The organism is Streptosporangium sp. CA-115845, assembly GCF_050943795.1.
Taxonomy (GTDB): Bacteria; Actinomycetota; Actinomycetes; order Streptosporangiales; family Streptosporangiaceae; genus Streptosporangium.
Window position 1 is genome coordinate 3418142 of record NZ_CP191988.1, and the last position, 24056, is coordinate 3442197.

The window sequence follows — 24056 nt, forward strand, 5'->3', positions numbered from 1 at the left end:
GCCATATGGAGGTCCTGCTCCACTGTGTGATCAGCGGCAGGCCACGGGGTCCGGTCGCACCTGGCAGCCAGGTGCGACCGGACCCCGGCCGTCATCATGGGCTCGCGTAGTAGCGGCTGACGGTCTCGGCGACGCAGGCCGGTTTCCGTCCGCCCTCGATCTCCATCGTCGAGCGCAGCACCGCCCCGACGCCGCCGGCGACGTCCTCCGCCTCCTGCAGCAGGGTGCTGACCCGCACGCGTGAGTTCACCGGCACCGGGCTCGGGAAACGCACCCGGTTGAGACCGTAGTTGATCGACATTCGCACGCGGTCGATCCGGTAGATCTGACCGACCAGGACCGGCAGCAGCGACAGGGACAGGTGGCCGTGCGCGATGGTCGTGCCGAAGGGGCCGTCCGCGGCCAGGACCGGATCGACGTGGATCCATTGGTGATCGCCGGTGGCTTCCGCGAACGCGTTGATCCGCTCCTGGTCGATCGCCAGCCAGTCGCTCGTGCCGAGCGTCTCACCGACGCAGGTCCTGAACTCGCCGAGGTCTCTGAAGACGCGCACTACATGTTCCTTCCGCCGGCGACCTCGGTCACGGTGCCGGTGATGAACCCGGACAGATCCGAGGAGAGGAACAGGACGGCCTTGGCGATGTCCTCGGGCTCGCCGATCCGGCCCAGCGGGATGTCCGCGACCATCCTCGCGAGAACCTCGGGCGGCATGGCGGCCGTCATGGCCGTGCGGACAAGGCCCGGCTGGATCGCGTTGACGCGGACGTCGTACCTGGCCAGCTCGCGTGCGGCGGCCTTGGTGAGCCCGACGATGCCCGCCTTGGCGGCGCTGTAGTTGGTCTGCCCGAAATTACCGACTTTTCCTGAAATTGAGGATATGTTCACGATGGAGCCCCGGCCCTGGGCTCTCATGACCCGGCCGGCGGCACGGGTGCCGAGCCAGGCCCCCGTCAGGTGCACGTCCACGACGGTCTTGAAGTTCTCCAGGGTCATCTTCGCCATGGTGGAGTCGCGGGTGACGCCCGCGTTGTTGACCATGACATCGACTGTCCCGAACGTCTCATGGCAGGTGTTCACCAGCGCGTCGACGGCGTCCTCATCGGTCACATCGCACGGCACGGCGACGGCCCGATGACCTCGGGCCTCCAGGTCGGCGGCCGCCGACCTGGCCCCTTCGGCGTTGATGTCGCTGACCACGATCGCCGCGCCATGCCGGGCCAGGACCGAGGCGATGGCCAGACCGATCCCCTGAGCGGACCCGGTGACGATGGCGCTGCGGCCGTCAAGAAGGTTCACGTCTCGTTCCGTTCGTCATTCGTCGGTCATCAGGTGGACGTCACGAGGTCCGGTCGACCCAGCGAGGTGCTCGCTTCTCGACGAAGGCGAGGGGGCCCTCGGTCTGGTCCGGATGGCCCCACATACTGACCAGGTGCTGCGAGCCGATGCGGCACGCGTCGGTGAGTCCCAGCTCGAGAGCCGCCCACAGCGACTTCTTGGTCGCGGCCATGGCGGCAGGGGAGTTGCGCGCGATCTTCTCGGCGAGTTCCTGCGCGGCCTCCCGCAGCTTCTCGGGCGGGTCGACGATCTGGCTGATCATCCCTAGCTCGTAGGCACGCTGTGCCGTCATCCGCTCATGGGCGCCGACGAGCGCCAGGCGCATGACCGCCTCGAAAGGCATCTTCTTGGCCAGGCCGATCACTTCGATCGCGGTCACCTGGCCCACGCTGACGTGCGGGTCGAAGAATGTCGCGTCGGAGGCCGCGATGACGATGTCGGCGTCGGCGACGAAGTGCAGGCCGCCGCCCGCGCACAGGCCGTTGACGGCCGCGACGACCGGCTTGGCGACGTTCTGGTGCCAGGAGGTGAAATGGAGATCGAAGTCGATCACGCTGTCCTGGTAGCGCTCCATGCCCACGCCGTCGGTGGTGATCTCGTTGAGGTCGGCCCCCGTCTGGAAGGCACGGCCCTCGCCGGTCTGCACGATGACCCGTACGGCGGGATCGCGGTCAAGTTCGAGCCAGGCGTCCGCCAGCTCCTCACGCATCGCGTTGTTCATGGCGTTGAGCACCTCGGGCCGGTTGTTGACCAGCCAGCCGACCGGGCCGTCGCGCTCCACCTTGATGGTCTCGTACGTGGTCATGCCTGGAATGTCCTCTCCTGTCATGCGACTTCGTGTTCAAGCAGCTCGCTCAGCGCGGCGACGTGCTCGTCGACCTGCCCGAGCAGGCGGGCACTCGTGCGCGCACGCTTGTAGTACAGGTGCGCGTCGTGCTCCCAGGTGAAGCCGACGCCGCCGTGCAGCTGGATCGTCTGGGCGGTGACCCAGGTCGACGCCCTGGCCGCCATGAGCGCGGCCACGAGGGAGTTGCGTGAGAGCTCGGCGTCCGCCGACCGCGTGGCGGTGTAGACGGCGGAGCGCGCGGACTCGACCTGGATGAGCGCGTCGGCCAGCCGCTCCTTGACGACCTGGAACGATCCGATGGGCCGCGCGAACTGGATGCGCGTCTTCGCGTACGCGACGATCATGTCGAGGCAGCGCTGGGCGACACCGGTCTGCTCGGCCGCGAGCAGGGCGCGGGAGACGTCGGTGGCCGCGGCCAGGGCGGCGTCGCAGCCCACCGGCCCGACGAGCTCGGCCTCCACACCGGTCAGCTGGAGCCGCGCCATCTTCCGTGTCTGGTCCAGTGTGACGAGCGGCTCCGAGCTGAGGCCGGCGGCGCCGCGTTCGACGGCGAAGACGCCGAGACCGTCCGGTGTCAGCGCCACCACCATCAGCAGATCGGCGGTCGCGCCGTCGACCACGTGGTGCTTCGTGCCGTCGAGTCGCCAGCCGTCCCCCGCGCGCCGCGCGGTGGTGCGCACACCGGACACGTCCCATCGGGCGCCGGCCTCGGCAAGGGCCACCGTCGCGGTGAGCTCGCCGCCGGCGATCCGGCGCCCGTGGTGCTCCAGCGCCCGGGTGTCGTCCAGCGCGAGCAGCAGGGGGACGGCGAGCACCGAGGTCGCGAACAGCGGCGTGCAGGCGAGCGAGGCGCCGTACTCCTCGGCGGCGACGGCGAACTCCGCGGGCCCGAGCCCGCTGCCGCCGTGACGTTCGGGCAGCATCAGGCCGGGCAGGTCGAGCCGTACCAGCAGCCGCCAGGTGGGATCGTCCCGGCCGTGCTCGGTCATCATGGCCGCGCGGACCCGGGCGGAGGTGCTGACCTCGGACAACGCGCTTCGTACGCTGTCACGGAACTGCTGGAGGTCCTCTTCCGAGGTGGTGGTCATGGCCGCTCCTGGATCTGTACGACGCCGATTCATACGACGCCGTCGTGGTGCAGTCGGTGGATGGACGCGTCGTCGTACCCGAGCTCGCGGAGGATCGTGTCGGTGTGCTCGCCCAGGGCCGGGACGGGGCCGGCGGGGGTCTTCCAGGCGGAGCTCACCGGAGGCGCGAGCGGGGTGGCGACCGGACCGGTCGGCGCGGGAACGGTCAGCCAGCGATCCCGCGACACGAGCTGGGGGTGGTCGACGACCTCCGCCAGGTCGTTGACCAGGGCGCAGCCGATGCCGGCCCGGTGTAGCGCGGTGACGGCCTCGGAGCCGCCGAGGCGGCCGATGACCGAGGCGAGGAGCTCGTCGATGTCGGCCCGGTGAGCGACGCGCGCCTGGTTCGTGGCGTACCTGGGATCGCCGGCCAGGTCGGGCCTCTCCAGCACCGCCGTGGCGAGCTTCGCCCACTCGCGGTCGTTCTGGACGCTCACCGTCACGAGCCTGCCGTCGGCGGCCCGGTAGACATCGTACGGTGCGATGGACGGGTGGCTCATGCCGGACGCGAGGCCGGGTACCGAACCGTGCTTGTGCACGACGAGGGGGTAGCCCATCCAGTCGGCCAGGGCGTCGAGCATCGACACCTCCAGAACGCAGCCCTCGCCCGTACGCTCGCGGCCGAGCAGCGCCGAGAGCACGGAGGAGAACCCGAACATTCCGGCCGCGATGTCGGCCACGGAGATGCCCGGCTTGATCGGGTGCTCCAGGCTCCCTGTGATCGTCGTCAGGCCGCCCTCGGCCTGGATGAGCAGGTCGTACGCCTTGCGGTCGTCGTACGGGCCGCCGGTGCCGTAGCCGGAGATCTCGCAGACGACGAGCCGCGGATGCCCGGCGAGCAGGGTCGCGCCGTCCAGGCCCAGGCGGGAGGCCGCCCCGGGTACGAGGTTGTGCACGAACACGTCGGCCCGCGCCAGCAGGGCCTCGAGAACGCGACGGCCCCGCGGCGCCTTGGCGTCGAGCGTCAGCGACTCCTTGTTGCGGTTGGCCCAGGCGAAGTGCGCCCCGGTGCCGTTGGCGTGGGTGTCGAAGTGCCGGGCGAAGTCGCCGCCGTCGGGCCGCTCCACCTTGATGACGCGTGCTCCCAGGTCGGCGAGCTGGCGGGTCGCGTACGGCGCCGAGACGGCCTGCTCCATCGAGACGACCAGCAGGCCGTCGAGTGGTGCCGTCATGTCCGGGAGAAGTGCTCGATGGCGGCCTGCAGCGTGCCGTCGAGCGTGCTCGCACCGCCGATCGGCTCGGGCAGGACGACGGGTCCGTGCTCGCGGCTCGGCAGCAGGACGGTCGCCGTCCCCGGCGCCGTGACCTGGCCGCGCTGGTTGGTCGCGGCCAGTTCGAGGTCGACGGCCGGGTGGACGCCGTGGCCGTCCTCGACGAGGTGCTTGCGCACGACGGTGCCGGTGATCCACTGGGCGTCGCCGATGTAGTTGAACTGGCGGAACTCCACGCGCAGCCGCCAGAGCCAGGCGTCGTCGCCCATCCAGTCGGTGCAGGCGTGGATCATCCAGGTCTCACGCATCCGCCCGTAGTCGAAGGTCGTGGGGTTGCCGGAGCGGCGCGCGAACTCCGGGTCCCAGTGCACCCGCTGCATGGCGTCCCAGACCCCGAGTTCGTCGCGATGGTAGAAGCGCGGGATGCGCCGGCGGTTCCGGTGCGCCAGACGCAGGGGCGCGACACCGTAGACGCCCATGCCCATGCCGGTGTGCCAGCAGACGATGTCGGTCACGGTGAGGGGACCCTTGACGAGGGGGGTGATCGCGTCGCCTTCGTGAACGTCCTCGAACCATCGCGGCTCCGCGCCGCGGGGCCGCTCGGCGGTGTACCGGGCGTCGATCTCGGCGATCCGTTCCTCGGTCCAGGGCTCGATCGCGACGTCGTCGTACTTCTTGCGCTTGCGCGCCTCGGTGCGCTCGGTGCGGATCATCAGCCGGTACTGCCCGGCGAGCGGGGTGCCGTCGGCGTCGGCGAAGACGTTGGCGTTCCACTCGTGGACGGCGCGTCCACTGAACTCGCTGGGCTTGTCGAGCACGCCCACGAGGGCGTTGCGCCGGTGGACGGCCCGGTCGGCGTACAACGGCGACCACCACTCGCGTTCGCACGCGGAGTAGAAGGCGTGGACACCGCGCAGCGGGTCGCCCTTCAGCTCGTCCTGCCGGGCCAGGTCGGTCTCGGTCAGCACGTCCTCGCCGATGACGCTGTCGCCGCCCACGAGCGGAAACGGGGCGATCGGGCGGCCCCAGCGGGAGCGCTCGGCGTAGCCGGGGTCGCACCACAGCGGGTTGTCGTCGCCGTAGGAGCGGGCGGCGATGCGGAACGCGTCGGTGCCGGGCCGCAGGTAGTGGGGCGGCACCGGGTTGGGCTGGGCGATGCCGATGCGCGCACGCAGTGCCGCCACCCCCTCGTCCGTGATGCGGGGCTGGGTCTTCTCATCCGTCGGAGCCATGCTGCCTGGACGTCCTCTCGCCTTTTCTTTGCTATCTTATAACTATAAGATTCGACATGTCGAGGAAGAGGGGGGCGCATGGTGTACGAGACGCTGCTCGTCGAGCGTCACGGGCCGGTGGGCTGGCTTGTGTTCGACCGGCCGCACGCCGGCAACGCCATGGACGCCGTGATGATGGCCGAACTGCCGCGCGCCTGGCGCGAGCTCGACCGGGACGAGGACGTGCGCTGCATCGTCGTGTCCGGGCGCGGCAAGGCGTTCCAGACCGGGCTGGACATGGCGGCCCTCGCCCGCGACCCCGCGAGCCTGCGGGAGTCGAGCCGGCGCACCCGCGACGCGGCGCTGGAGCTGACCGGCTGGCATCTCGGCGTCGGCACGCCGGTCGTCGCCGCCGTCAACGGGGTGTGCGCCGGGGGAGGTCTGCACTTCGTGGTCGACGCCGACGTCGTCCTCGCCGCGCGTCACGCCACCTTCGTCGACCCCCACGTCAGCGTCGGCCAGGTCAGCGCCTGGGAGGCCGTCGGCCTGGTGCACCGGATGCCGGCCACGGTCGCCGCCCGCCTCGCGCTCATCGGGGTGCACGAGCGCCTCGACGCCACGCGGGCGCGCCGGCTGGGACTGGTCGGCGAGGTGGTCGACGGAGAGGAGTTGCGAGACGCGGCGCAGCGCGTGGCCGAAGCGATCGCCCGCGGTCACCCCGTGTCGGTGCGGCGGATCAAGCAGGCGCTCTGGCGGTCGGAGGAACTCGGCCTGGCCAGAGCGCTCACAGCGGCCCGCGAAGCGGCGCCGCGACCGATGCATCACCAGAGCGACGGAGAGGTTCAGCCATGACAGAGCAGCAGCCGGCGTTCACTGAGGTGCCGGTCGGACCGGACGTGCGGCCCGACCTGGCCGTCGAGGCGGTCCGGGCGTGGATCGAGGCCCACGTGCCCAAGCCGTGGCGCGAGGCGGGGGAGAGAGGTGGCGCGCGCGCGGTACGCGTGGTCAGGTCGCCCAAGGAGTACCAGGCGTGGTATCCCGTCTTCGGTGCCTCCGGCCTGGTCGCCCCGACCTGGGACGTCGAGCACGGCGGGCTCGGCTGGAGGCGGCCCGTCGCCGCGGCCGTCGAGAAGGTGCTGCGCCGGTACCATCTCCCGAGGCTCAACCCCCTCGGGCTCAACCTCGTCGCCCCGGCGCTGTTCGCGCACGGGACTCCGGAACAGCGCCGCCGCTTCCTCGGCCCGATCGTCCGGGCCGAGGAGTTCTGGTGCCAGCTGTTCAGCGAGCCCGGTTCCGGCAGCGACCTCGCCTCGCTGTCGACGAGGGCCGAGCGCGACGGCGACACCTGGGTGGTGACCGGCCAGAAGGTGTGGACGACGTGGGCCGATCGCGCCGACTTCGGCGTCCTGCTCGCCCGCACCGATCCGGACCTGCCCAAGCACCAGGGCATCGGCTATTTCCTCATGGAGATGCGGCAGCCTGGCGTCGAGGTCAGGCCGCTCCCTCACATCGGCGGGGAGACGGAGTTCTTTGAGGTGTTCTTCGACGGTGCCAGGGTCCCGGACGGTCACCGGGTCGGCGAGGCCGGCGCCGGCTGGAGGGTCGCGCAGGCGACTCTCAGCGGGGAGCGGCAGATGGCGTCCGGGTCGGGATCGGGTGGCGTCGATCGGATCGGCGGCGTGAGCGCCTCCCATCTCGTACGTCTGGCTCGCCGACGGAGCGCGGCCGGCCTGCCGGGCGGCTGGGACGACCCGGCGACCCGCGAGCACATCGTCTGGCTGTGGTGCGAGGAGCAGGCTCGTACCTGGACGAACCAGCGCGTCCGTGACCGGCTCGCCGGCAACCTCCCACCGGGACCGGAGAGCTCGATCGGCAAGGTGCACGGCTCCGAGCTCAACCAGCGTGTCCAGGAGATGGCCGCGGACCTGCTGGGCGAGGACGCCATGGCGTGGCGCGGATCGGCCTCTACGCCCGCCGAATACTGGGATGGCATGCCGGCGGAGGTCCGTGGACTGCTCCGCAGCCGTGCCAACACCATCGAGGGCGGCACCACCGAGGTCAACAAGAACGTGATCGCCGAACGGGTCCTGGGACTGCCGAAGGACTTCGACCCCTACCGGGGCAGGCCCTGGCGGGAACTGCCCCGGAGCTGAGCGGGACTCATGCCCGGGGAAGCCCGAGCACCCGCTGCGCGACGATCTGGCGCTGGATCTGCTGAGTGCCGCCGTAGATCGACTGGGCACGCGACCACAGGTAGTCCGAGAACGGACCCGGCGCGCCCAGCACGAAGGACGGTCCCGCGAGATCGCTGATCACGCGGTAGAGGTTCTGCTCGACACGTGTGGCCAGCAGCTTGTCGACCGAGCCGGCGGATCCGGTGGCGTCCGTGGCGCGGTTCGCCAGCGACCGCGCCACGTGCCACTGCATCACCTGGACCTCCACGGTGGCCTCCGCGAGGCGGCGGCGCAGACCCGCGTCGGCGGCCACCCGGCCCGACCGGACGTCGTCGCATGCGGCGGCCAGCACGCGGCCGAGCCGTCCGACCCATCCCATGTCGGCGGGTCCGCGCTCGTACGACAGCATGTGCATCGCGATCTGCCAGCCCTGGCCGCGCTCGCCGATCAGGTTGGCCGCGGGCACGGTCACGCCGTCGAAGAAGACCTCGGCGAACTCGCGGCTGCCGCTGGCAAGCACGATCTCACGGCAGTCCACGCCGGGGGACCGCATGTCGACGACGAGCATCGACAGGCCGCGGTGGCGCGGCCGGTCCGGCTCCGTCCGCGCGAGCAGGAGACACCAGCCCGACCACATCGCGCCGCTGGTCCAAATCTTCTGGCCGTTGACGACGAACCGGCCGCCGTCGAGCGTCGCCGTGGTGGAGAGCCCGGCCAGATCCGAGCCTGCCCCGGGTTCGCTGAAGCCCTGGCACCACACCTCAGTGCAGTCGAGAAGCCCGGGAAGCACCCGGGCCTTGAGCTCCTCGCCCGCGAAGTCCGCCACGGCGTGAGCGATGTGGCCGATGGGCGGCGACGGAGGCGCCCCCGCGACCGCGAGTTCCTCGTTGAGAATGGCCTCGTAGGCATCCGGCAGGCCGCGCCCTCCGTAGGCGGCGGGCAGCGAGATTCCCACGTAGCCCGCCGCGGCCAGGGCGCGGTGCCAGCGCAGGGTCCGCTCGACGGCCGCGGCGGACTCGTATCCGGTGCCGTCGCGGTGCTCGGCGAGATGGGCGTGCAACCAGGCGCGCAGACCCGCCCGGAATTCGGCTTCGGCGGGATCGTCGGCGAAATCCATGTCAGCTCCTCGAAAGGTCGTTGTCGGCGATGAAACTCTGATGGTGGTGCTCATCGCCGAGCACAGAACGGCCGGCGTGGGCGCGGCGGAGCCAGATGTGCGCGGGGGCTTCCCACGTCATTCCGATGCCGCCGAAGACCTGGACGGCGCTCTCGCACACCTCCACCGCCGACCGGGACACGAATGCCTTGGCGACGCGTGCGGCGCGCAGGGCCTCACGGCCGGGAAGCGCGTCGACCGCCCACGCCGAGTAGTACGAGGCGCTCCGGCCGGCCTCCACGAGGACGTGGCCGTCGGCGAGGAGTTGCTGGACCGCCTGGAACGAGCCGATGGGAGCCCCGAACTGCGCACGCGTGCGGGCGTGCTCGATCGCGGCGGCGAGCGCGGCCTGCATCGTGCCCAGCAGGTCGGCGGTCAGAAGGCTCAGGGCGAACGCGTCGAGCCGCGCGGCCGCGTCGTCGTCGGGCGCGGTCGGCGCGAATGTGGGGATGCCCGCCGACGGTGCGCCCAGAGGGCGGACCGCGCGAGTCGGATCGGCGAAGGGCAGCCGGTCGCCGAGAGAGTACGCGACGCCGCTCGACGGGATCACGGCCGCTTCGGCTCCCGCGGCGTCCCAGGCGAGGGCCCCGGCGGCGGCGCGGGCGAGGCCACGCAGGTCGGCGTCGAGCGCCGGTGCCAGGCGGATCTCGCCTTCCGCGATGTCCTGGAGCAGTCCGGAGGGAGCGCCCCACGCCTGAAGTTGCTCGGCCGCGAGGATGGTCCCGAGGACCGGGGCGGCCACCGCGTGGTGGCCGAGTTGCTCGGCGAGCACGGTCAGGTCGACGACGCCGGCGCCGGCGCCCCCGTTCTCCTCGCGAAGGCCGATCGCGAGCCAGCCGGTGTCGACGATGCGGGACCACGAGGCTTCGTCAGGGACGGGCGGGTCGATGTCGTGAGGGCCGCGGCCGCGGTTCCACTGGGCCGCAAGGACGGCGGCCAACCTGCCGCAGGACTCGCGGAACGCCCGCTGTTCCGCGGTGATCTCGATCTCCATGCCACTCCGAGAGCTATCTTATCTATTATTGAAATAATGACGCTATTCTAGGGCTCGTCCGCGACGTCGGCAACGGGCCCGTGTCCGAGGGCGTCCTGAACAGGGAGAGAGCCATGACCGAACGCCGGGCCGTCACCGTGACCATGGAGGACCACGTCGCATGGATCACGCTGGACGATGTCGAGCGGCGTAACAGCCTGAACCCCGTGCTGGTCCGGCAGCTGGCCGATGCCTGTGCCGAGATCCGGCGGGATCCCGACCTGAGGGCCGTCGTGCTCCGTGCCCGCGGTCCCGTCTTCTCGGCCGGCGGTGACATCGACGCGCTCGGCGAGCCGGTGGAGGATCCGACCGCCGTCTATGCCGGCTTCAGAGCCCTGTCGGCCCTCCCGGTGCCCGTCGTCGCGGCGGTACACGCCCCCACGATCGGGGCGGGGGTGAACTTCGTCCTGGCATGCGACGTGGTCGTGGCCGCGCGAAGCGCCACCTTCGACCCGCGCTTCCTCGATGTCGCGATCCATCCCGGCGGGGGCCACCTGTGGCGGATGGAACAGCGCGTGGGCCGGCAGGGAGCCGCCGCGATGGTGCTCTTCGGCGAGACCGTGACGGCGCGGGAAGCGGAGCGGTGCGGCCTCATCTGGCGCTGTGTCGAGGACGACGATCTCCTCGATGTGGTCCGCCGCATGACGGCGCGCGTTGTGGGGCGCTCGCCGGATCTGGTGCGACGGACCAAGGCGACGATGCGGCTCAGCCGTTCGCTGACCGATCCCCGGATGGCCGCCGATCTCGAACAGGTCGCCCAGGACTGGTCGATGCGGCAGCCGGGCTTCGCCGAGGCCGTCCGCCGGCTCCGCGAGCGGGTACGACCGCGTGCCGGAAACCCCTGACGGGCGTATCGTCAGCCGGCCGGGCGCAGCAGCGTCCCGGCCAGCTCGTGGAGCTCGGCCTTGGCCACCTTTCCGACCGCTCCACGGGGCAGGTCGTCGACGAGCCAGACGCGCCGTGGCACCTTGAAGTTCGCGAGCCGCTCCCGGCACCAGCCGATGAGCTCCTCCCCGGTGACATCACGGCCGCCGGTGCCGTCCTCGGGAACGACGAAGGCGGCCGTCACCTCGCCGAGGCGCTCGTCGGGCACCCCGATGACGGCGACCTCCCGCACCTGCGGGTGCTCGGCCAGCGTGTGCTCGACCTCGGCCGGGTAGACGTTGAACCCGCCCACGATGACGAGGTCGCGAGCGCGGCCCGCGATGCGCACGTAGCCGTCGTCGCCGATCCAGCCGAGGTCGCCGGTACGCAGCCAGCCGTCGTGGATCACCTCGGCGGTGGCGACGGGATCGTCCAGGTAACCCACCATGACGTTGTCGCCGATGACCTCGATCTCGCCCACGAGCGGGTCACCCGTCGCGTCAGGAGCCCAGACCCGGGCGCGTACGCCGTCGATGGGCCGGCCGATCGAGCCGCAGACCAGGTCGAACGAGTCTCCGGGCCGGGTCATGGTGCAGACGCCGGTGGCCTCGGTGAGCCCGTAGCCGATGATCACGTCATCGATTCCGAGGCTGTCGATGAGCCCCCGTACGAGGGTGGGCGGCACGATCGCCGAACCGATGACCGCCGTTCGAATGCCGAGCTCGCCCGGGATGTCGCCGGCCAGCCGGGCCGCGAGGACGTACTGCTGCACCGCGGGCGGGGCGTTGAGGACCGTGACCGGGTGGGTGCGCACGACGTCGATGATGGACGTGGCGGACACCACGGGCACCAGCACGATGGTGGCGCGCGCGTGGAACGCGGAGATCAGGCCGGTCTTGAACCCGCCGATGTGCGCCAGCGGGTAGGTCACGGGGTAGATGTCGCCGCGCCTGAGGCCGACGACGTCGGACCAGGTGCGCGCCGTCGAGAACATCGGCTCCTGCCGTAGCAGCGCGCCCTTGGGACGCCCCGTTGTACCTGAGGTGAACTGGATCGCGGCGATGTCACCCGCCGGAACCGGGGAGACAGGCCTGCCGTCGGCCCGCTCGACCAGATCACGCCAGCCCGCACCGCCTTCCGGCACGTCCTCGCCGAGGGTCACCACGCCGGCGCCACCGGCTGTCGACAGGGCCTCCTCCGCCAGCCGGCGACCGAGGAAGAGGTCGGGCGCGACCACGAAACCGCAGGCGGCTCGCGGCAGGATCTCACCCACCTCCGATGAGGTGTAGCGAGGGTTGAGCGGCACGAGAACGCCGCCGCCGACGATCGCCGAGAGCATGGCGACGGCGCAGTCGATCGTGTTCACGGCCCAGACCGCGACCCGGTCTCCGGGGCGCAGGCCCTGGCTCTGCCAGGCGGCGGTACCCGCGCGGACACGCGCGTCGAGTTCGGCGTACGAGAGGGTTTGTCCCTCGCAGATCACGGCGGTGACATCGGCGGCGTCCTCGGCCGCGGCGGCGAGCAGTGCGTCGATCGAGTGGGGGGAGGTGGTGGTCATGCCTGGTCCTCGCGGTGTGGTCGTGGATAGACGAGGTGGTCGCCGAAGGCGGCGCGCACGACGTCCGTGCTACGCGCGTCGAGAAGTTCGAGACACCAGGGAACCTGTGCGTCGCGGGACTCGGTGTAGGCCCAGAAGCCCGGGCCGGTGGACGTCGGGGCGAGGGGCATCGCTCCGCGTCCGCGAACCACTGCGGTCATCGGGGACATCGTGTCCGGGCGTCGCCCGGCAGGGGAGTAGCTCACCTCGGTGCCGTCGCCGAGCGCGGCGACGGCCCGGTCGAGGTCGTCGACCCAGAAGGCGAGGTGGTGGATTCCGGGACCGCGTTCCTCGAGCCACGCCGATGTGCGGGTGCGGCCGCGGTGCGGCTCCACGAGCTCGATCGCGGTGTCGGCCAGGCGGGCGAAGGCCACCCGGGACGAGGACGGCCCGAGGATCTCGCCGTGGAGCTGGAGCAGCCCGTCGGGATGGTCCACGTCGCGGACGAGCCAGTCCTCGATGCCCAGCAGGGCACCCCATGTGCGGCGGAACTCCTCGATGCTGTGCACGGCGAAGCCGATGTGACAGAGCCCCACGATTCCGGGAACGCTCATCGCCGCCCCAGCTCGCGCCGTCCGGACCGCCGGGGGGAACTGTGTACAATCTCTGGGTGCACGCCGAATCCGGTGCCGGGTCCACGCGTCGCCCGAAGCTCTCGCTCGAGGTGGCCCGGCAGATCGTCCAGACGATGAGCGACGCCGGCATGGGGCCGGGCGACCGCTATCTGCCGGAGGCGGAGGCGATGCGGCGCCACGGAGTGGGACGCGGCACGTACCGCGAAGCGCTTCGTTTCCTGGAGCACCAGGGCTTGATCGTCATGCGTCCCGGGCCGAACGGTGGGCCGGAGATCGTCCAACCGGGCTGGCCCAATCTCGCCTCGACCATCGCCTTGCTGCTGCAGTTCGCCGGGGCGCCCCTGCGATCGGTGCTGGACGCCAGGGTCGTGATCGAGCCGGGCATGGCCGAACTCGCCGCGCGGAACGCGACGGAGGAGGAACTGGCCCTGATGGCCGACGACCTCGACGCCATCGAACGCGCGCTGGGCTCCTACCGCGCGTTCGCGACGGCCTACGAGGCCTACTGGCAGCACCTCGCCGAGAGTAGTCATAACGAGTTGTTCGCCTTTCTCAGTCCGGCGCTGCGGGCCATCGTCAACAGCGCCGGATTCGTACCGGATGAACCGTATCGGAGCGAAGTACTGGCCCGGCTTCGTACCGTGCACGCTGCCGTGGTCGCGCGCGACCCGGCTCGGGCCCGTGAGGTCATGCGCGCGCTCGAGGAGGAGTTCGGGCGGCGGCTCAGGCAGGGATACCCCCGGCAGATCGCACAGGTGATGACCTGGTCGGATGTGCGCCATCCTGGCGACCCCGGGTAGCCGCTGGGGGACGCCGTCGAGCGTCCGAGTGTGACACCGAGCGCGGTCCCGCGGCGGCGCGGTCATCCGACGCGGCTCACGCGCCGGTGGATGCGCCAGCCTTCGGGCGTGCGGGTGAGCTCGTCGGTGTAGACGCCGAACACGCGGACCACGGGCGCCGAGGTGGTGTCGCCGAAGAAGAGGAAATATGACACCGCGTCGGCCGTGTCGCCGTCGACGGTCACGTGCAGGGGGACCACGAGGTGGCGGGTCGCCGTTTCCGGTCCGCTGATCCCCTCCGCGCGCCGTTGCCGGGCGGAGGCGACGATCTCCTCGATGCCGTTCTGCGTGCTCGCGCCAAAGGTCCAGGTGGCGTCGTGAGTGTAGAGCGTGCGGTAGTCGTCGGGCGTGCCCTCGTCGGCGAGGTGCGCGGCACGCCCGACAAGATCCCGGATGAGTGCGTGGTCGTGTGCGGGGCTGGCCTCGGGCATTGTGTCACTCTAACGTATCAATGATGTAAATCATAGAGAAGGAAGGCGCCACACAGTCGCCCAGTTGAGGTACCTGGTTTCAGAGATCCGTACATCCATTGACGGTGTTGGGGCTAAAGACTAGGTTCCTGGATTGATCAGAGATGGCATCAGGAATGGAGGATGCGGTCATGGCAGTGACGTCGATAGGCGCACAGCTCGTCGCCGAATTCGACCGGATGGTCCGCCGGGACGGCGGCGAGGTCACCCTGCTGGCGGAGGACGGTGACGTGATCCGCGTTGGTTACCGGCCCGGGAACGCCGGCCCCGATTGTCGCGACGATGTCTGCGTTCTGCCGCAGCAGGAGCTGCGGCAGCTCATGGCCGAGACACTGCGCCGGCGCGGCCCGCACATCGAGATAGTGGTGGAGGTACTCCCGTGAACGCGCGAATGACCATTGTCAACCCGATCGCGACGCCGCGGTCGCACGCCGATGGTGACCGCTTCCCGCCCGCGGCGCGGCCGTCGACACTGGACGGCGCGACCGTGGCGCTGTACTGGAACGGCAAGCAGAACGGCCTGGACGCGCTGGCGCGGGCCAGGGAACTCATCGACGCCAGATTCCGCGGCGTCACCTTCATCGAGATGACGGGTGCGCTCGGCGGCACGACGCGCTACCTCTCCGAGGAGCAGCTCGCGCTGATCGAGAAGCGGGTCGACGCCATGGTCGCCACCACGGCGGACTGCGGCAGTTGCTGCTCCTGGCTCATGCGCGACCTCTGCGAGGTCGAGCGTCGCGGCGTCCCCGCTGTGGGCTACACCGCGGCAATCTTCGATGAGGACGCCCGATTCAGCGCCAAGACCTTCGGCGTGCCGGAGGCGTGCCCGGTGATCGTCCCGGAGTGCTTCTCCAACAAGGGTACGGAGGAGATCCACCGCATGGTGGACGAGTCCTTCGCGGAGGTGGTCACCTTCCTGACGACCGAGCGGGCCGTGTACGACGTCCTGCCCGAGTTCGCCTCGATGGTGCTCGAGGAGGCGCCCGAACTCCACTTCGACGGTGACGACCAGCTCGACGCCTTCGATGAGATGCAGCGCCGGTTCGTGGCCAACGGCTGGAGCGACGGGATGCCCCTGGTGCCGCCGACCCGCCGTAAGGTCGCGGCGATGGTGGCGGCGTCCGGGCTGGACGGTGACCACGTGGTGGGCGACTTCGCGCCGGGCTTCGGCATCGGCACAGTGGAGAAGATCGCCGCGAACGCGGTCATGGCAGGGTGCCGGCCGGAGGCCATGCCCGTGGTCCTCGCGATGATGGAATGCATCCTCGACCCGTCCATAGGGCTGCGCACCTGGGCGATGTCCACCGGTCCGCAGGCCCCGCTCGTGCTCGTCTCCGGCCCCATCGCCGACCAGATCGGCATGAACCGCGGCATCTGCGCGCTCGGCCCGGGCTCGATCTCCGCGGTCAACGTCGCCATCGGGCGAGCGCTGCGGCTCATCATGATGAACGTGGGCCTGTCGTACCCGGGCATCACCGACATGGACACGATCGGTACCCCGATGAAGTTCTCGGCCTGCGTCGCCGAGAACGAGGAGCGCACGCCATGGGATCCTTGGCGTGTCCAGCAGGGCTTCTCGGCGGAGGAGTCGACGGTGACGGTGAACGTCCCCTACGGCATGACCGAGTTCTTTGATTTCCAGAACTCCGACCCGGAACTGCTCATCGAGAGCTGGTCGACGCTCACCTCCCAGGCGGTCGGCACGCCGGCCGCGGGCGCCTGGTTGATCAAGCAGGACGCTCCGCTGTCCGCCGGGTATCCGTTCCACGGGAAGTTCTCCAACATGCTGCTGATGGCGCCCGACCACGCCGCGGCCTTCGCCGCGGCCGGCTGGACGCCGGACGACATCCGTGAGGCGATCCACCGGCGGACGAAGGTGCCGTTCCGCCAACTGATGTTGAACCAGTCGATGGCCGCCTTCGAGACGTCCCACCCGGAGCTGCGGTGGTTGCTCGACGCCCCGGAGACGATGGTCACGGTCAACCCCTCCGCCGACTGCTTCGAGTTCTTCGTCGTCGGTGCCAAGGCCGGGCGCAGCCAGTTCTGCTTCGGAGGCACGAACTCGGTGACCAAGCCCGTCGTCGTCCCCTGAGATGCCCGGAGAATCGATGATCGACCTGAGCGAACCTCGTCCGCATGTCGCCCTCGTCACCCTTGACCGGCCCGCGCGCCGTAACGCCCTGGACCTGGCCGGCTTTCGGGAGCTCGCCGCGGCGTGGCGCGAGGTCGCGGCGAGCGGGGTGCGGGTCGCCGTGGTCACCGGGGGAGCGGACTTCTCCTCTGGCGCGGACCTGGCGACGTTCTCCGATGACGTCGCCGCGGCGCTCCGCGGCGGCGAGTCGGCGACCGATCTCTGGGCCGACGTGCACTTCGCGCTCCTGCGCGACGCCGTGCTGGCGATACCGGTGGTGGCCGCGATCGAGGGTATCTGCTTCGGCGCCGGCATGGAGCTCGTCGGCGCGACGGACATCCGCGTCGCCGCCGAATCGGCGCGGTTCTGCCTGCCGGAGGTGCGGCACGGATTCATCGCGAGCGGAGGGTCGGTCGCGCGGTTGCCCCGCCAGATCGGCTACCCGGCGGCGATGCAGGTGCTGCTCACCGGAGAACGCTTCGACGCCACCCGGATGCGCGAGTGGGGGTTCGTCGGAGAGGTCGTGCCGGACGGTTCGGCGATCGAACGCGCTCTTGAGATCGCCGAGCGGATAGCCGCGAACGCCCCCGAGGCGGTGAGAGGGGTCAAGCGCGCGGTCGGCGAGGGCCTGCGCGGCACTCTGGCGCAGGCGTTCGAGATCGAGTCGCGGGTGTCAGAGGAGGTGCTGGCGGTGTCTCGTGGTCCGGCGTCGTGATGAGCGGCCACACTCCGGTTCCGCGCCCACGGGACCTTCCCGGTGAAGGTCCCGTGGGCGCGGGCGATCTCGGCGGCCGTCCCGCGTTGTCCGCCGGGAACGTCGCCTGGTCGAGAAGAGGGGTGTGGCGTACGCCACATCGTCGTCGCCGCACTTGAGCGGTGGTCCCTGTCACCCTTGTTTCACCCTTGTTTCGCCCGCGTTAGCTATGTATCTTATAAATCATTGATTTATAAGGCTCCACATAGAGTGGCGGTCGCAGAGAGGTGCTTCGTGATGCCACCACTTCCGCTCGAGGGCACTGCCGAGGCCGATGTGAAGATCGCGGTCCGGGCGGTGGGCAAGGTGTTTCCCTCCGGCGCCGGCTCGGTGCAGGCCCTCGCGGATATCTCACTTGACGTGCACGACGGCGAGTTCCTGTGTCTCCTGGGGCCCTCGGGATGCGGGAAGACCACACTGCTGAGGGTCATGGCGCAGCTCGAGCGGCCGTCGAGCGGTGTGATCGAGATGCGTCACGACGATCCGTCCCGGCCCTTGTCGGCCGTCGTTTTCCAGGACTACTCGGTGTTCCCGTGGAAGACGATCCGGGACAATGTGATCTTTCCGCTGCTCCAGACCGGGATGCGCCGGGCGCGGGCACGCGAGGTCGCCGACCACTGGCTCGCCCAGCTCGATCTCGCCGGGTTCGAGCGGGCCTATCCCGACACCGTCTCCGGCGGCATGAAGCAACGTGTCGCGATCGCACGCGCGCTCGCTGTGCAGCCCGAACTGCTGCTCATGGACGAGCCGCTCGCCGCGCTCGACGCCCAGCTTCGCCTGCTCCTGCAGGAGAAGCTGCTGGCGCTCTGGCAGGCGAACCAGAACACCGTCGTCTTCGTCACCCACTCCATCGACGAGGCGCTCCTGCTCGGTGACCGCATCGCGGTGATGAGCGCCCGCCCGGGCCGTATCGCCACGGTGATCGACGTACCGTTCGAGCGGCCCCGCCATCCGGACGAGATCCGTGCCTCTCCCGACTTCGCGGCTCTGCGTGACGAGATCTGGCACCGACTGCGAAGGGAACTCCAGCCCGCATGACCCCAGTGACCCGCGATTCCGGCGCCGCGACGGCGCCGCGCGCCGACAGCGCGGCCGGCGGCACCACCTGGCGGTCGATCACCCCCGGGCCGGCCGAACTCGACCCGCGCGGGTACGCGAGGCGTCGGCGCCTCCTGGAACGGGGCCTCGCGATCCTTGTGCCCGTCGCACTCATCGGTCTGTGGCAGCTCCTGGCGAGCAGCGGGGCGCTGGAAGGCAACTATTTCCCGGCGCCTTCGACCATCGGGTCGGCCTGGGCCGAGCTCGTGGAGAGCGGCGTCTACCAGGATTCCGTTGTCGCGAGCATTCGACGCATCGTCATCGGTTACCTGGCCGGCGGCCTCAGCGCGATCGTTCTCGGGCTCGCCATCGGCTCGGTACGGCTGCTACGGGTGGCCCTTGAGCCGATGATCTCCGCCCTTTACACGATTCCGAAGCTGGCGATCCTCCCGCTGCTCCTCCTCATCTTCGGGCTGGGCGAGACGAGCAAGGTCCTCCTGGTGGCCCTCACCTGCTTCTTCGTCGTGCTCATCAACACGATCGACGCGGTCGTCAGTGTGTCCCCCCGCTACGGGGACGTCGGCCGATCGTGCGGAGCGTCACGCTGGGCGACCCTGCGGCACATCACCTTTCCGGCCGCGCTGCCCCAGACGCTCACCGGGATGCGGCTCGCCTCCGGCCTCGCCGTCATCGTCATCGTGGGCGCCGAGTTCGTGGCCGCGGACGCGGGCCTCGGGTTCCTGGTGTGGAACTCGTGGAACCTCGGCGTCCCGGAGCACATGTACGTGGGCATCGTCTCGATCTCGGTGATCGGCGTCATCGCCAACATGATCCTTCGAGGTGTCGAGTGGCTGCTCACCGCCTGGAACCGATGATCAACTGAGTGCGGCACCTTCCGCCGGTAGACGTCCGGCGGACCTGTGCCGATCGATTGAAAGGAACACCACGTGACCGCACGGCTCTCGTCGCGGAGTCGCGCCATGGCCGCGTTCGCCCTCTCGACCCTCGCCCTCGGCGTACTCGCCGCCTGTGGCAACGGTGATGAGCGGGACGTGTCCGCAGGCGGATCCAGCGCCCTCAAGGTCGGCTACATCTCTGGAGCCTCGCTGGCACCGGTCTTCGTCGCAGGCGCCCTCGGCTGTTACCAGAAGGAAGGCCTGACGGTCGAGTTCGAACCGATCAAGAATCCGGCGGACGCGATCGCCTTCCTGTCGTCCGACAAGATCGACGCCTACGTCGGCTCGCCGTCGGCTGGAATGTTCAACCAGGTCGCCAAGGGCGCCGAGCTCAAGATGGTCGTGTCGCTGGGTTCGGTCAACACGCCCGACGGTGAGAACGCGCCGAGCGGTTTGTTCGGCGCCAAGAGCGTCGAGAAGACCCAGGATCTCAAGGGCAAACGCGTGGGCGTCCTCGGCACCGTGGGCACCGCCACGTCCTACCTGCTCGGCAAGTCCCTGGAGGCCGGCGGTCTCACCTTCGGCGACGTCGAGCTGGTCTCTCTCGCGCTCCCCGACATGGTCCCCGCGCTGAAGAACGGCGGTATCGAAGGGGCACTTCTCATCGCCCCGGAGACCCAGAAAGCCCTCGACCAGGACGTCGCCCACGCGCTCGTCGACTCCAAGAAGGCATACGGGACGAGTACCACCGCCGGCATCATGTACGGTCCCGGTCTCCTCAAGGACGATCGGGCCGCCGGCGTGAAGTTCATCAAGGCGGCCGCCTGCGCGACCCGGCAGATGCAGGGGGACTGGCGAAAGGACACCAAGATCGTTTCGGCGCTGGCGAGCTTCATGAAGGTGCCGGAGACGACGATCAGCGGGGGCGGCCTCTACGTCTTCGACCCGACCCTCGCCGTGAACGCGAGCACCCTGACAGAAATGCAGGAGATGTTCATGAAGGTGAAGGGGACGCTCACCTATGACCAGATCATCCCGTCCGAGAAACTCGTCGACGACGGCATCCGCGTCGAGGCCGTCGGCTAGAGGCTCCGTACCCGGACGGCGGTGACAGGACGGGCGAGCAGTCGCTGAGACAGCGCGGATCGAGGGCTTTCACGGCTCGGTGCGGCGGGTGAAACCGCGGCACCGGCCGGAAAGCCCTCATCGCGTTGCCATGAGGGCGTGATGCCCGGGCACCGCCTGACGGGTCTCCCCAGTGCGACGTTCCTCATCGGATGCACAGATCCACGTTGACTCAGGCCGCCGGAAAGGCCACCTCGACAGCCCCGGGTTTCGGCCGCGCGTTCGCGACCTCCGTTGAGGAACGGAGCACTAGCGGGAGGTGGAGTAGTCGAGCTCGTCGAGCAGATCGGTGTTCACGATGTCGCCCTCCGCGGACCCCAGGCTCGATTGCCTCGTCGCCGCCAGGTGGGCACTCGCCAGCTTGACGGCACGCGCTACGTCTCCGGCCTCGATCGCGTCGACGAGCTTCTCATGGTCGCGAAGCGCCGCCCGGCGCGACTTGCGGGCCATCGGCGAATCCGGGTCGGTCTCCCCGTCGATGGACACCTCGGACCACACGGTGGACTCATGGGCGGTCCAGATGATCTCAAGGGATCCGATGATGACGATCATCGTCTCGTTGCCGCACGTCTCGACGAGCTTCTCGTGGAAGCGCCGGGCCCGGATGGGGAACTGCTCGGGATCGTCGAAGGCCTCGTGCTGCTCCTCGATGACGCGGCGCAGCTCCGGCACGGTCGTCTCGGCGCGGTCGGCACGCGCGGCGCAGAGCGCGACGCACGTGGGCTCGATGTGGAGCAGGGCACCGCTCACATCGGCCATGTTCGTGCGCCGCGTCTGCAGGACCATGCTGATCGTGCGTGCGATGCGCTGCGGCGTGGGCAGGTGCACGACGGCGCCTCCGACGTTGCCGCGCCTGACGGAGACGAGCCCCTCGGTCTCAAGGATCCGCATGGCCTCGCGCACGGCGGGCAGGCTGACCCGGAACTCGGTGAAGAGGTGCTCCTGGCGAGGCAGGCTGTCACCCTCCGTCAGCCGGCCAGAAAGGATGTCGTCGCGCAGCTTCGCGGCGACGATCTCGGCGAGACGCGGCTGTCGTAACTGTCGCACAGGACCCCTCTCCAATTAAACTCCGACACGGACGGGTCTCAGACTGTCCCGGTCAATGTCGCGTATGACCCCGTCGTCAATCATACAATCATTATGACTACAGCGTAGCTTGCCGTGGAGGAATGGTGCAGCTCAACTCACGGCGGAGTAGCTTGCCGACGTCGGAACGGGGCATCGTCTCGACCGTGACGAAGGCCACCGGCACCTTGTAGGGAGCCAGGTGTTCGCGACACCAGGCTTCGAGCGCCAGGGCGTCGACGGATCCCGACCTGGGCACGATCCAGGCGTAGGGCACCTCGCCGAGGCGGCTGTCGGGCACCCCCGCGACCGCGACGTCGCGCACCGAAGAGTGGCGCCGCAGCACCTCCTCGACCTCGTCGGGGAAGATCTTGAGCCCGCCGCGGTTGATCATATCGCTGACTCTGCCCTCGATCCACAGGAATCCGTCACCGTCGAGGCGGCCGATGTCACCGGTGCGGAGGAAGCCGTCCACGATCCTGTCGTCGCCCGGCGGCGACGTTTCATCGACGGCGGCGGCGTATCCGCGCATGCGAAAAGGCGACCGGATGTGAATGTGGCCGAGCTCGTTCGTCGCGACCTCCTGGTCGTCCTCGTCCAAAATCCGCACGTCGACGTCGTCGTAGGGGCGGCCGGTGGCGCCGAGCTTCTCGGCCCCGAACCCGCGGATGTCCTCGATCGTCCAGCCGACGACCTCGCCTCCGAGCTCTGTCTGCCCGTAGGAGTTGAGTACGAGGACGCCGAACCGTTCGTGGAAGCGCCGCGCGGTGGCCGGAGAGAGCGGCGCCGTGATGGATCGGACGATCTCCAGCGGCTCCAACGTGTTGATCTTGTCGCTGTCGCACAGCATTGTGATCATGGCGGGCGCGAGCACCGTGGACTTGAAGCGGTGCGTGCGGACCGCCACAGCGAACTCCGCCGGGGTGAACCTGCCGAGCAGGACGACGCCGAACCCCGCGCGGAGTGAGAACAAGGTGTTGAAGATGCCCGCCCAGAGTGCGAGCGACAGCGGGATCAGATTGACCCGTATCGACTCTCGAGGCTCCCGCGGGTCGGGGCCACGCCGGCGCAGCTTTCGCAGGCTCGAGTCCAAGGCGTCGATCGTGCTGCGATGGCGCAGCAGGACGGCCTTGGGCTTGCCCGTCGTTCCGGAGGTGCGCAGGATGAGGGCGGTGTCGCTGTCGTAGGTCGTTGCCGGAGCGGTCATCGGCCGCCGGATCTTCGCACTCCATGCCGTCTCGTCGAGCTCGATCATGCCGATGTCGACGATCTGGCGGTCAAGGTCCTCGGCTGTGCCGAGGAGAAGACCGACCGGCGTGTCGGCGACGAGATCCGCCACCTCGCGACCGGTGCCGCGATGGTTGATCGGCATGTACACGGCGCCTACCGTCCAGACCGCGAACATGGCGACGACCCCGGTCACCCCCGGTCCGACGAGCGCGCCGACGGGGTGGCCCGGTTCCACGCCGGCCCGGGTCAGCTCGGCCGCCACCCGTGACACGGCCGCGCGCAGCTCCATGAAGGTCAGAGCGCCTCCGGTCGAATGCACGACAACGGTCTCGTCGAGCGCCGGAAGGTCATTCAGAAGCTCGACCAACGACCGATCGGGCGGTTGGGTCGAAGGCCGGGCGGATGGCCCGTCCTCGTTGGGAACGCTTGTGCTCATGTCCGTCCTCTCGGTGGCTTGAAACCTTATTATTATAAAGATAGCAATAGCATAAAGGGTAGGCTGGTGCCCTAAGAGTTCATCTTTATAATGCTTGCATGCTAAGCGAATACCCTGCCGCCGACGGCGTCGAGATCGACCTGGCCGGTGGCGTCCTGGCCCTGCGCCTGAACGACCCGCGCCGACGCAACGCGCTGCACGACCGATCACTGCGCGCCCTCATCGATGCCCTCGAACTCGCCCAGAACGACGAGCGGGTCCGTGCCGTACTCCTGTCCGGAGCAGGCGTTGACTTCTGCAGTGGCTTCGACATCGTCGGGCGCAATGCCGGCGGCCCGGCCGAGCGACCCCGGCCGGGGGCGATCCAGCGCCGTCTCCCGTCCCAGGCCCATCGCCTGATCCCCCAGCTGTGCGAGCTGCAGGTGCCGGTCGTGTGCGCCGTGACGGGATACGCGGTCGGGATCGGGTTCCAGCTCGCCCTCGCGAGCGACTTCGTGGTCGCGGATACCTCGGCCACCTTCTGGCAGCCGTTCATCACTCGAGGAATGACGCCGGACAGCGGTGCGACCTGGCTGACGACGCGGGCCGTCGGGGCGCAGCGAGCTCGTCGCCTCCTCCTGCTCGGTGACCGTCTCGACGCCCGGACGGCACATGACTGGGGCATCGTGTACGAGGTCGCCGAGCGGGGTGCGGCCGATGAGACGGCCCGCGCGCTCGCGGTCAGGCTCGCCGGCGGGCCGACGGTGGCGCTCGGCCTCACGAAGGCCCTCATCAACCAGGCCGCCGACGCAGCCCTGCGCGAGCAACTCCCCGCCGAGGCGTTCTCGCTCGAGATCTCGTCACGGAGCCAGGACTTCCGGGAGGGCCTCACCGCCTTCGTCGAGAAGCGCGAGCCGAGGTTCGCCGGCCGATGAGCGGACGCGCTCCAGTGACAGGCGCCTC

At 69.7% G+C, this 24056-nt stretch carries 24 protein-coding genes; 11 read left to right on the forward strand and 13 right to left on the reverse strand.

Going from position 1 to position 24056, the window contains the following annotated elements:
• Positions 1-94: 94 nt before the first annotated feature.
• The 6 genes from ACQP0P_RS17705 to ACQP0P_RS17730 are packed head-to-tail and all read right to left on the reverse strand — an operon-like array spanning position 95 to position 5752.
• Positions 95-553, reverse strand: a complete 459-nt coding sequence (locus ACQP0P_RS17705) for a MaoC family dehydratase (protein ID WP_433377879.1) — start codon at positions 551-553, stop codon at positions 95-97.
• Positions 553-1296, reverse strand: coding sequence for a 3-oxoacyl-ACP reductase FabG (fabG, locus tag ACQP0P_RS17710; RefSeq protein ID WP_433377882.1), 744 nt, complete (start codon positions 1294-1296; stop codon positions 553-555). Before fabG ends, ACQP0P_RS17705 begins: the two co-directional genes overlap by 1 nt.
• Before the next feature lie 40 nt (positions 1297-1336).
• Positions 1337-2140: an enoyl-CoA hydratase/isomerase family protein gene (locus ACQP0P_RS17715; RefSeq protein WP_433377885.1), complete on the reverse strand. Its 804-nt coding sequence runs from the start codon at positions 2138-2140 to the stop codon at positions 1337-1339.
• 20 nt (positions 2141-2160) lie between these two features.
• Entirely contained in the window at positions 2161-3270 is a 1110-nt protein-coding gene (locus ACQP0P_RS17720) for an acyl-CoA dehydrogenase family protein (protein ID WP_433377887.1), read from the reverse strand.
• A gap of 29 nt (positions 3271-3299) precedes the next feature.
• Entirely contained in the window at positions 3300-4481 is a 1182-nt protein-coding gene (locus ACQP0P_RS17725; protein ID WP_433377889.1) for a CaiB/BaiF CoA transferase family protein, read from the reverse strand.
• On the reverse strand, positions 4478-5752 hold the full coding sequence (locus ACQP0P_RS17730; RefSeq protein ID WP_433377892.1) for a hypothetical protein: 1275 nt from the start codon (positions 5750-5752) through the stop codon (positions 4478-4480). Before ACQP0P_RS17730 ends, ACQP0P_RS17725 begins: the two co-directional genes overlap by 4 nt.
• A gap of 78 nt (positions 5753-5830) precedes the next feature.
• On the opposite strand from ACQP0P_RS17730, the gene ACQP0P_RS17735 reads away from it, so the two are divergent.
• Positions 5831-6583, forward strand: a complete 753-nt coding sequence (locus ACQP0P_RS17735) for an enoyl-CoA hydratase/isomerase family protein (RefSeq protein ID WP_433377895.1) — start codon at positions 5831-5833, stop codon at positions 6581-6583.
• Positions 6580-7884: an acyl-CoA dehydrogenase family protein gene (locus ACQP0P_RS17740; protein ID WP_433377898.1), complete on the forward strand. Its 1305-nt coding sequence runs from the start codon at positions 6580-6582 to the stop codon at positions 7882-7884. The genes ACQP0P_RS17735 and ACQP0P_RS17740 overlap by 4 nt, the downstream gene beginning before the upstream one ends.
• Positions 7885-7891: 7 nt before the next feature.
• Here ACQP0P_RS17740 and ACQP0P_RS17745 read toward each other — a convergent pair whose 3' ends face one another.
• Together ACQP0P_RS17745 and ACQP0P_RS17750 are read right to left on the reverse strand one after the other, a co-directional pair.
• Complete coding sequence (locus ACQP0P_RS17745; RefSeq protein WP_433377901.1) at positions 7892-9022, reverse strand: acyl-CoA dehydrogenase family protein; 1131 nt, start codon at positions 9020-9022, stop codon at positions 7892-7894.
• A gap of 1 nt (position 9023) precedes the next feature.
• Positions 9024-10055, reverse strand: a complete 1032-nt coding sequence (locus tag ACQP0P_RS17750; RefSeq protein ID WP_433377904.1) for an acyl-CoA dehydrogenase family protein — start codon at positions 10053-10055, stop codon at positions 9024-9026.
• Between the two features lie 113 nt (positions 10056-10168).
• Between ACQP0P_RS17750 and ACQP0P_RS17755 the strand changes: the two genes are divergently transcribed.
• Positions 10169-10939 (forward strand): enoyl-CoA hydratase-related protein, encoded by a 771-nt coding sequence (locus tag ACQP0P_RS17755; RefSeq protein ID WP_433377907.1) that lies wholly within the window; start codon positions 10169-10171, stop codon positions 10937-10939.
• Between the two features lie 11 nt (positions 10940-10950).
• Here ACQP0P_RS17755 and ACQP0P_RS17760 read toward each other — a convergent pair whose 3' ends face one another.
• Positions 10951-12516, reverse strand: coding sequence for an AMP-binding protein (locus ACQP0P_RS17760; RefSeq protein ID WP_433377910.1), 1566 nt, complete (start codon positions 12514-12516; stop codon positions 10951-10953).
• Positions 12513-13109: a VOC family protein gene (locus ACQP0P_RS17765; protein WP_433377912.1), complete on the reverse strand. Its 597-nt coding sequence runs from the start codon at positions 13107-13109 to the stop codon at positions 12513-12515. The genes ACQP0P_RS17760 and ACQP0P_RS17765 overlap by 4 nt, the downstream gene beginning before the upstream one ends.
• A gap of 56 nt (positions 13110-13165) precedes the next feature.
• Here ACQP0P_RS17765 and ACQP0P_RS17770 point away from each other — a divergent pair, with 56 nt between their 5' ends.
• Positions 13166-13930 carry a FadR/GntR family transcriptional regulator gene (locus tag ACQP0P_RS17770; RefSeq protein ID WP_433377915.1) on the forward strand — a complete coding sequence of 255 codons (765 nt, stop codon included), beginning with the start codon at positions 13166-13168 and terminating at the stop codon, positions 13928-13930.
• Between the two features lie 62 nt (positions 13931-13992).
• Here the strand turns inward: ACQP0P_RS17770 and ACQP0P_RS17775 are convergent, their stop codons facing one another.
• Positions 13993-14400 carry a nuclear transport factor 2 family protein gene (locus ACQP0P_RS17775; RefSeq protein ID WP_433377917.1) on the reverse strand — a complete coding sequence of 136 codons (408 nt, stop codon included), beginning with the start codon at positions 14398-14400 and terminating at the stop codon, positions 13993-13995.
• 170 nt (positions 14401-14570) lie between these two features.
• On the opposite strand from ACQP0P_RS17775, the gene ACQP0P_RS17780 reads away from it, so the two are divergent.
• From ACQP0P_RS17780 to ACQP0P_RS17805, 6 genes are all read left to right on the forward strand, one after another.
• The gene (locus ACQP0P_RS17780; RefSeq protein ID WP_433377920.1) at positions 14571-14822 is read left to right on the forward strand and encodes a hypothetical protein; all 252 of its coding nucleotides are present in this window, start codon (positions 14571-14573) and stop codon (positions 14820-14822) included.
• Positions 14819-16531 (forward strand): UGSC family (seleno)protein, encoded by a 1713-nt coding sequence (locus tag ACQP0P_RS17785; RefSeq protein WP_433377923.1) that lies wholly within the window; start codon positions 14819-14821, stop codon positions 16529-16531. Before ACQP0P_RS17780 ends, ACQP0P_RS17785 begins: the two co-directional genes overlap by 4 nt.
• Positions 16532-16547: 16 nt before the next feature.
• Positions 16548-17285, forward strand: coding sequence for an enoyl-CoA hydratase/isomerase family protein (locus tag ACQP0P_RS17790; RefSeq protein WP_433377926.1), 738 nt, complete (start codon positions 16548-16550; stop codon positions 17283-17285).
• Positions 17286-17561: 276 nt separating this feature from the next.
• Positions 17562-18362 carry an ABC transporter ATP-binding protein gene (locus ACQP0P_RS17795; protein ID WP_433377929.1) on the forward strand — a complete coding sequence of 267 codons (801 nt, stop codon included), beginning with the start codon at positions 17562-17564 and terminating at the stop codon, positions 18360-18362.
• Entirely contained in the window at positions 18359-19237 is an 879-nt protein-coding gene (locus ACQP0P_RS17800) for an ABC transporter permease (protein ID WP_433377932.1), read from the forward strand. The genes ACQP0P_RS17795 and ACQP0P_RS17800 overlap by 4 nt, the downstream gene beginning before the upstream one ends.
• Before the next feature lie 72 nt (positions 19238-19309).
• On the forward strand, positions 19310-20344 hold the full coding sequence (locus ACQP0P_RS17805; RefSeq protein ID WP_433377935.1) for an ABC transporter substrate-binding protein: 1035 nt from the start codon (positions 19310-19312) through the stop codon (positions 20342-20344).
• A 288-nt stretch (positions 20345-20632) separates the two neighbouring features.
• Here the strand turns inward: ACQP0P_RS17805 and ACQP0P_RS17810 are convergent, their stop codons facing one another.
• Both ACQP0P_RS17810 and ACQP0P_RS17815 read right to left on the reverse strand, forming a co-directional pair.
• Positions 20633-21430 (reverse strand): FadR/GntR family transcriptional regulator, encoded by a 798-nt coding sequence (locus ACQP0P_RS17810; RefSeq protein WP_433377937.1) that lies wholly within the window; start codon positions 21428-21430, stop codon positions 20633-20635.
• Between the two features lie 97 nt (positions 21431-21527).
• Complete coding sequence (locus ACQP0P_RS17815; protein WP_433377940.1) at positions 21528-23045, reverse strand: class I adenylate-forming enzyme family protein; 1518 nt, start codon at positions 23043-23045, stop codon at positions 21528-21530.
• Between the two features lie 167 nt (positions 23046-23212).
• On the opposite strand from ACQP0P_RS17815, the gene ACQP0P_RS17820 reads away from it, so the two are divergent.
• The gene (locus tag ACQP0P_RS17820; protein ID WP_433377943.1) at positions 23213-24028 is read left to right on the forward strand and encodes an enoyl-CoA hydratase/isomerase family protein; all 816 of its coding nucleotides are present in this window, start codon (positions 23213-23215) and stop codon (positions 24026-24028) included.
• Positions 24029-24056: the final 28 nt, after the last annotated feature.

Bases quoted from the DNA above. Each gene is read 5' to 3' on its own strand.
- ACQP0P_RS17760 (WP_433377910.1), bottom strand. From the start codon at position 12,516: ATGACCACCACCTCCCCCCACTCGATCGACGCACTGCTCGCCGCCGCG.
- ACQP0P_RS17800 (WP_433377932.1), top strand. From the start codon at position 18,359: ATGACCCCAGTGACCCGCGATTCCGGCGCCGCGACGGCGCCGCGCGCC.
- ACQP0P_RS17745 (WP_433377901.1), bottom strand. From the start codon at position 9,022: ATGGATTTCGCCGACGATCCCGCCGAAGCCGAATTCCGGGCGGGTCTG.
- ACQP0P_RS17820 (WP_433377943.1), top strand. From the start codon at position 23,213: ATGCTAAGCGAATACCCTGCCGCCGACGGCGTCGAGATCGACCTGGCC.
- ACQP0P_RS17780 (WP_433377920.1), top strand. From the start codon at position 14,571: ATGGCAGTGACGTCGATAGGCGCACAGCTCGTCGCCGAATTCGACCGG.
- ACQP0P_RS17790 (WP_433377926.1), top strand. From the start codon at position 16,548: ATGATCGACCTGAGCGAACCTCGTCCGCATGTCGCCCTCGTCACCCTT.
- ACQP0P_RS17795 (WP_433377929.1), top strand. From the start codon at position 17,562: ATGCCACCACTTCCGCTCGAGGGCACTGCCGAGGCCGATGTGAAGATC.
- ACQP0P_RS17715 (WP_433377885.1), bottom strand. From the start codon at position 2,140: ATGACCACGTACGAGACCATCAAGGTGGAGCGCGACGGCCCGGTCGGC.
- ACQP0P_RS17740 (WP_433377898.1), top strand. From the start codon at position 6,580: ATGACAGAGCAGCAGCCGGCGTTCACTGAGGTGCCGGTCGGACCGGAC.
- ACQP0P_RS17735 (WP_433377895.1), top strand. From the start codon at position 5,831: ATGGTGTACGAGACGCTGCTCGTCGAGCGTCACGGGCCGGTGGGCTGG.
- ACQP0P_RS17775 (WP_433377917.1), bottom strand. From the start codon at position 14,400: ATGCCCGAGGCCAGCCCCGCACACGACCACGCACTCATCCGGGATCTT.
- ACQP0P_RS17765 (WP_433377912.1), bottom strand. From the start codon at position 13,109: ATGAGCGTTCCCGGAATCGTGGGGCTCTGTCACATCGGCTTCGCCGTG.
- ACQP0P_RS17750 (WP_433377904.1), bottom strand. From the start codon at position 10,055: ATGGAGATCGAGATCACCGCGGAACAGCGGGCGTTCCGCGAGTCCTGC.
- ACQP0P_RS17725 (WP_433377889.1), bottom strand. From the start codon at position 4,481: ATGACGGCACCACTCGACGGCCTGCTGGTCGTCTCGATGGAGCAGGCC.
- ACQP0P_RS17720 (WP_433377887.1), bottom strand. From the start codon at position 3,270: ATGACCACCACCTCGGAAGAGGACCTCCAGCAGTTCCGTGACAGCGTA.
- ACQP0P_RS17730 (WP_433377892.1), bottom strand. From the start codon at position 5,752: ATGGCTCCGACGGATGAGAAGACCCAGCCCCGCATCACGGACGAGGGG.
- ACQP0P_RS17755 (WP_433377907.1), top strand. From the start codon at position 10,169: ATGACCGAACGCCGGGCCGTCACCGTGACCATGGAGGACCACGTCGCA.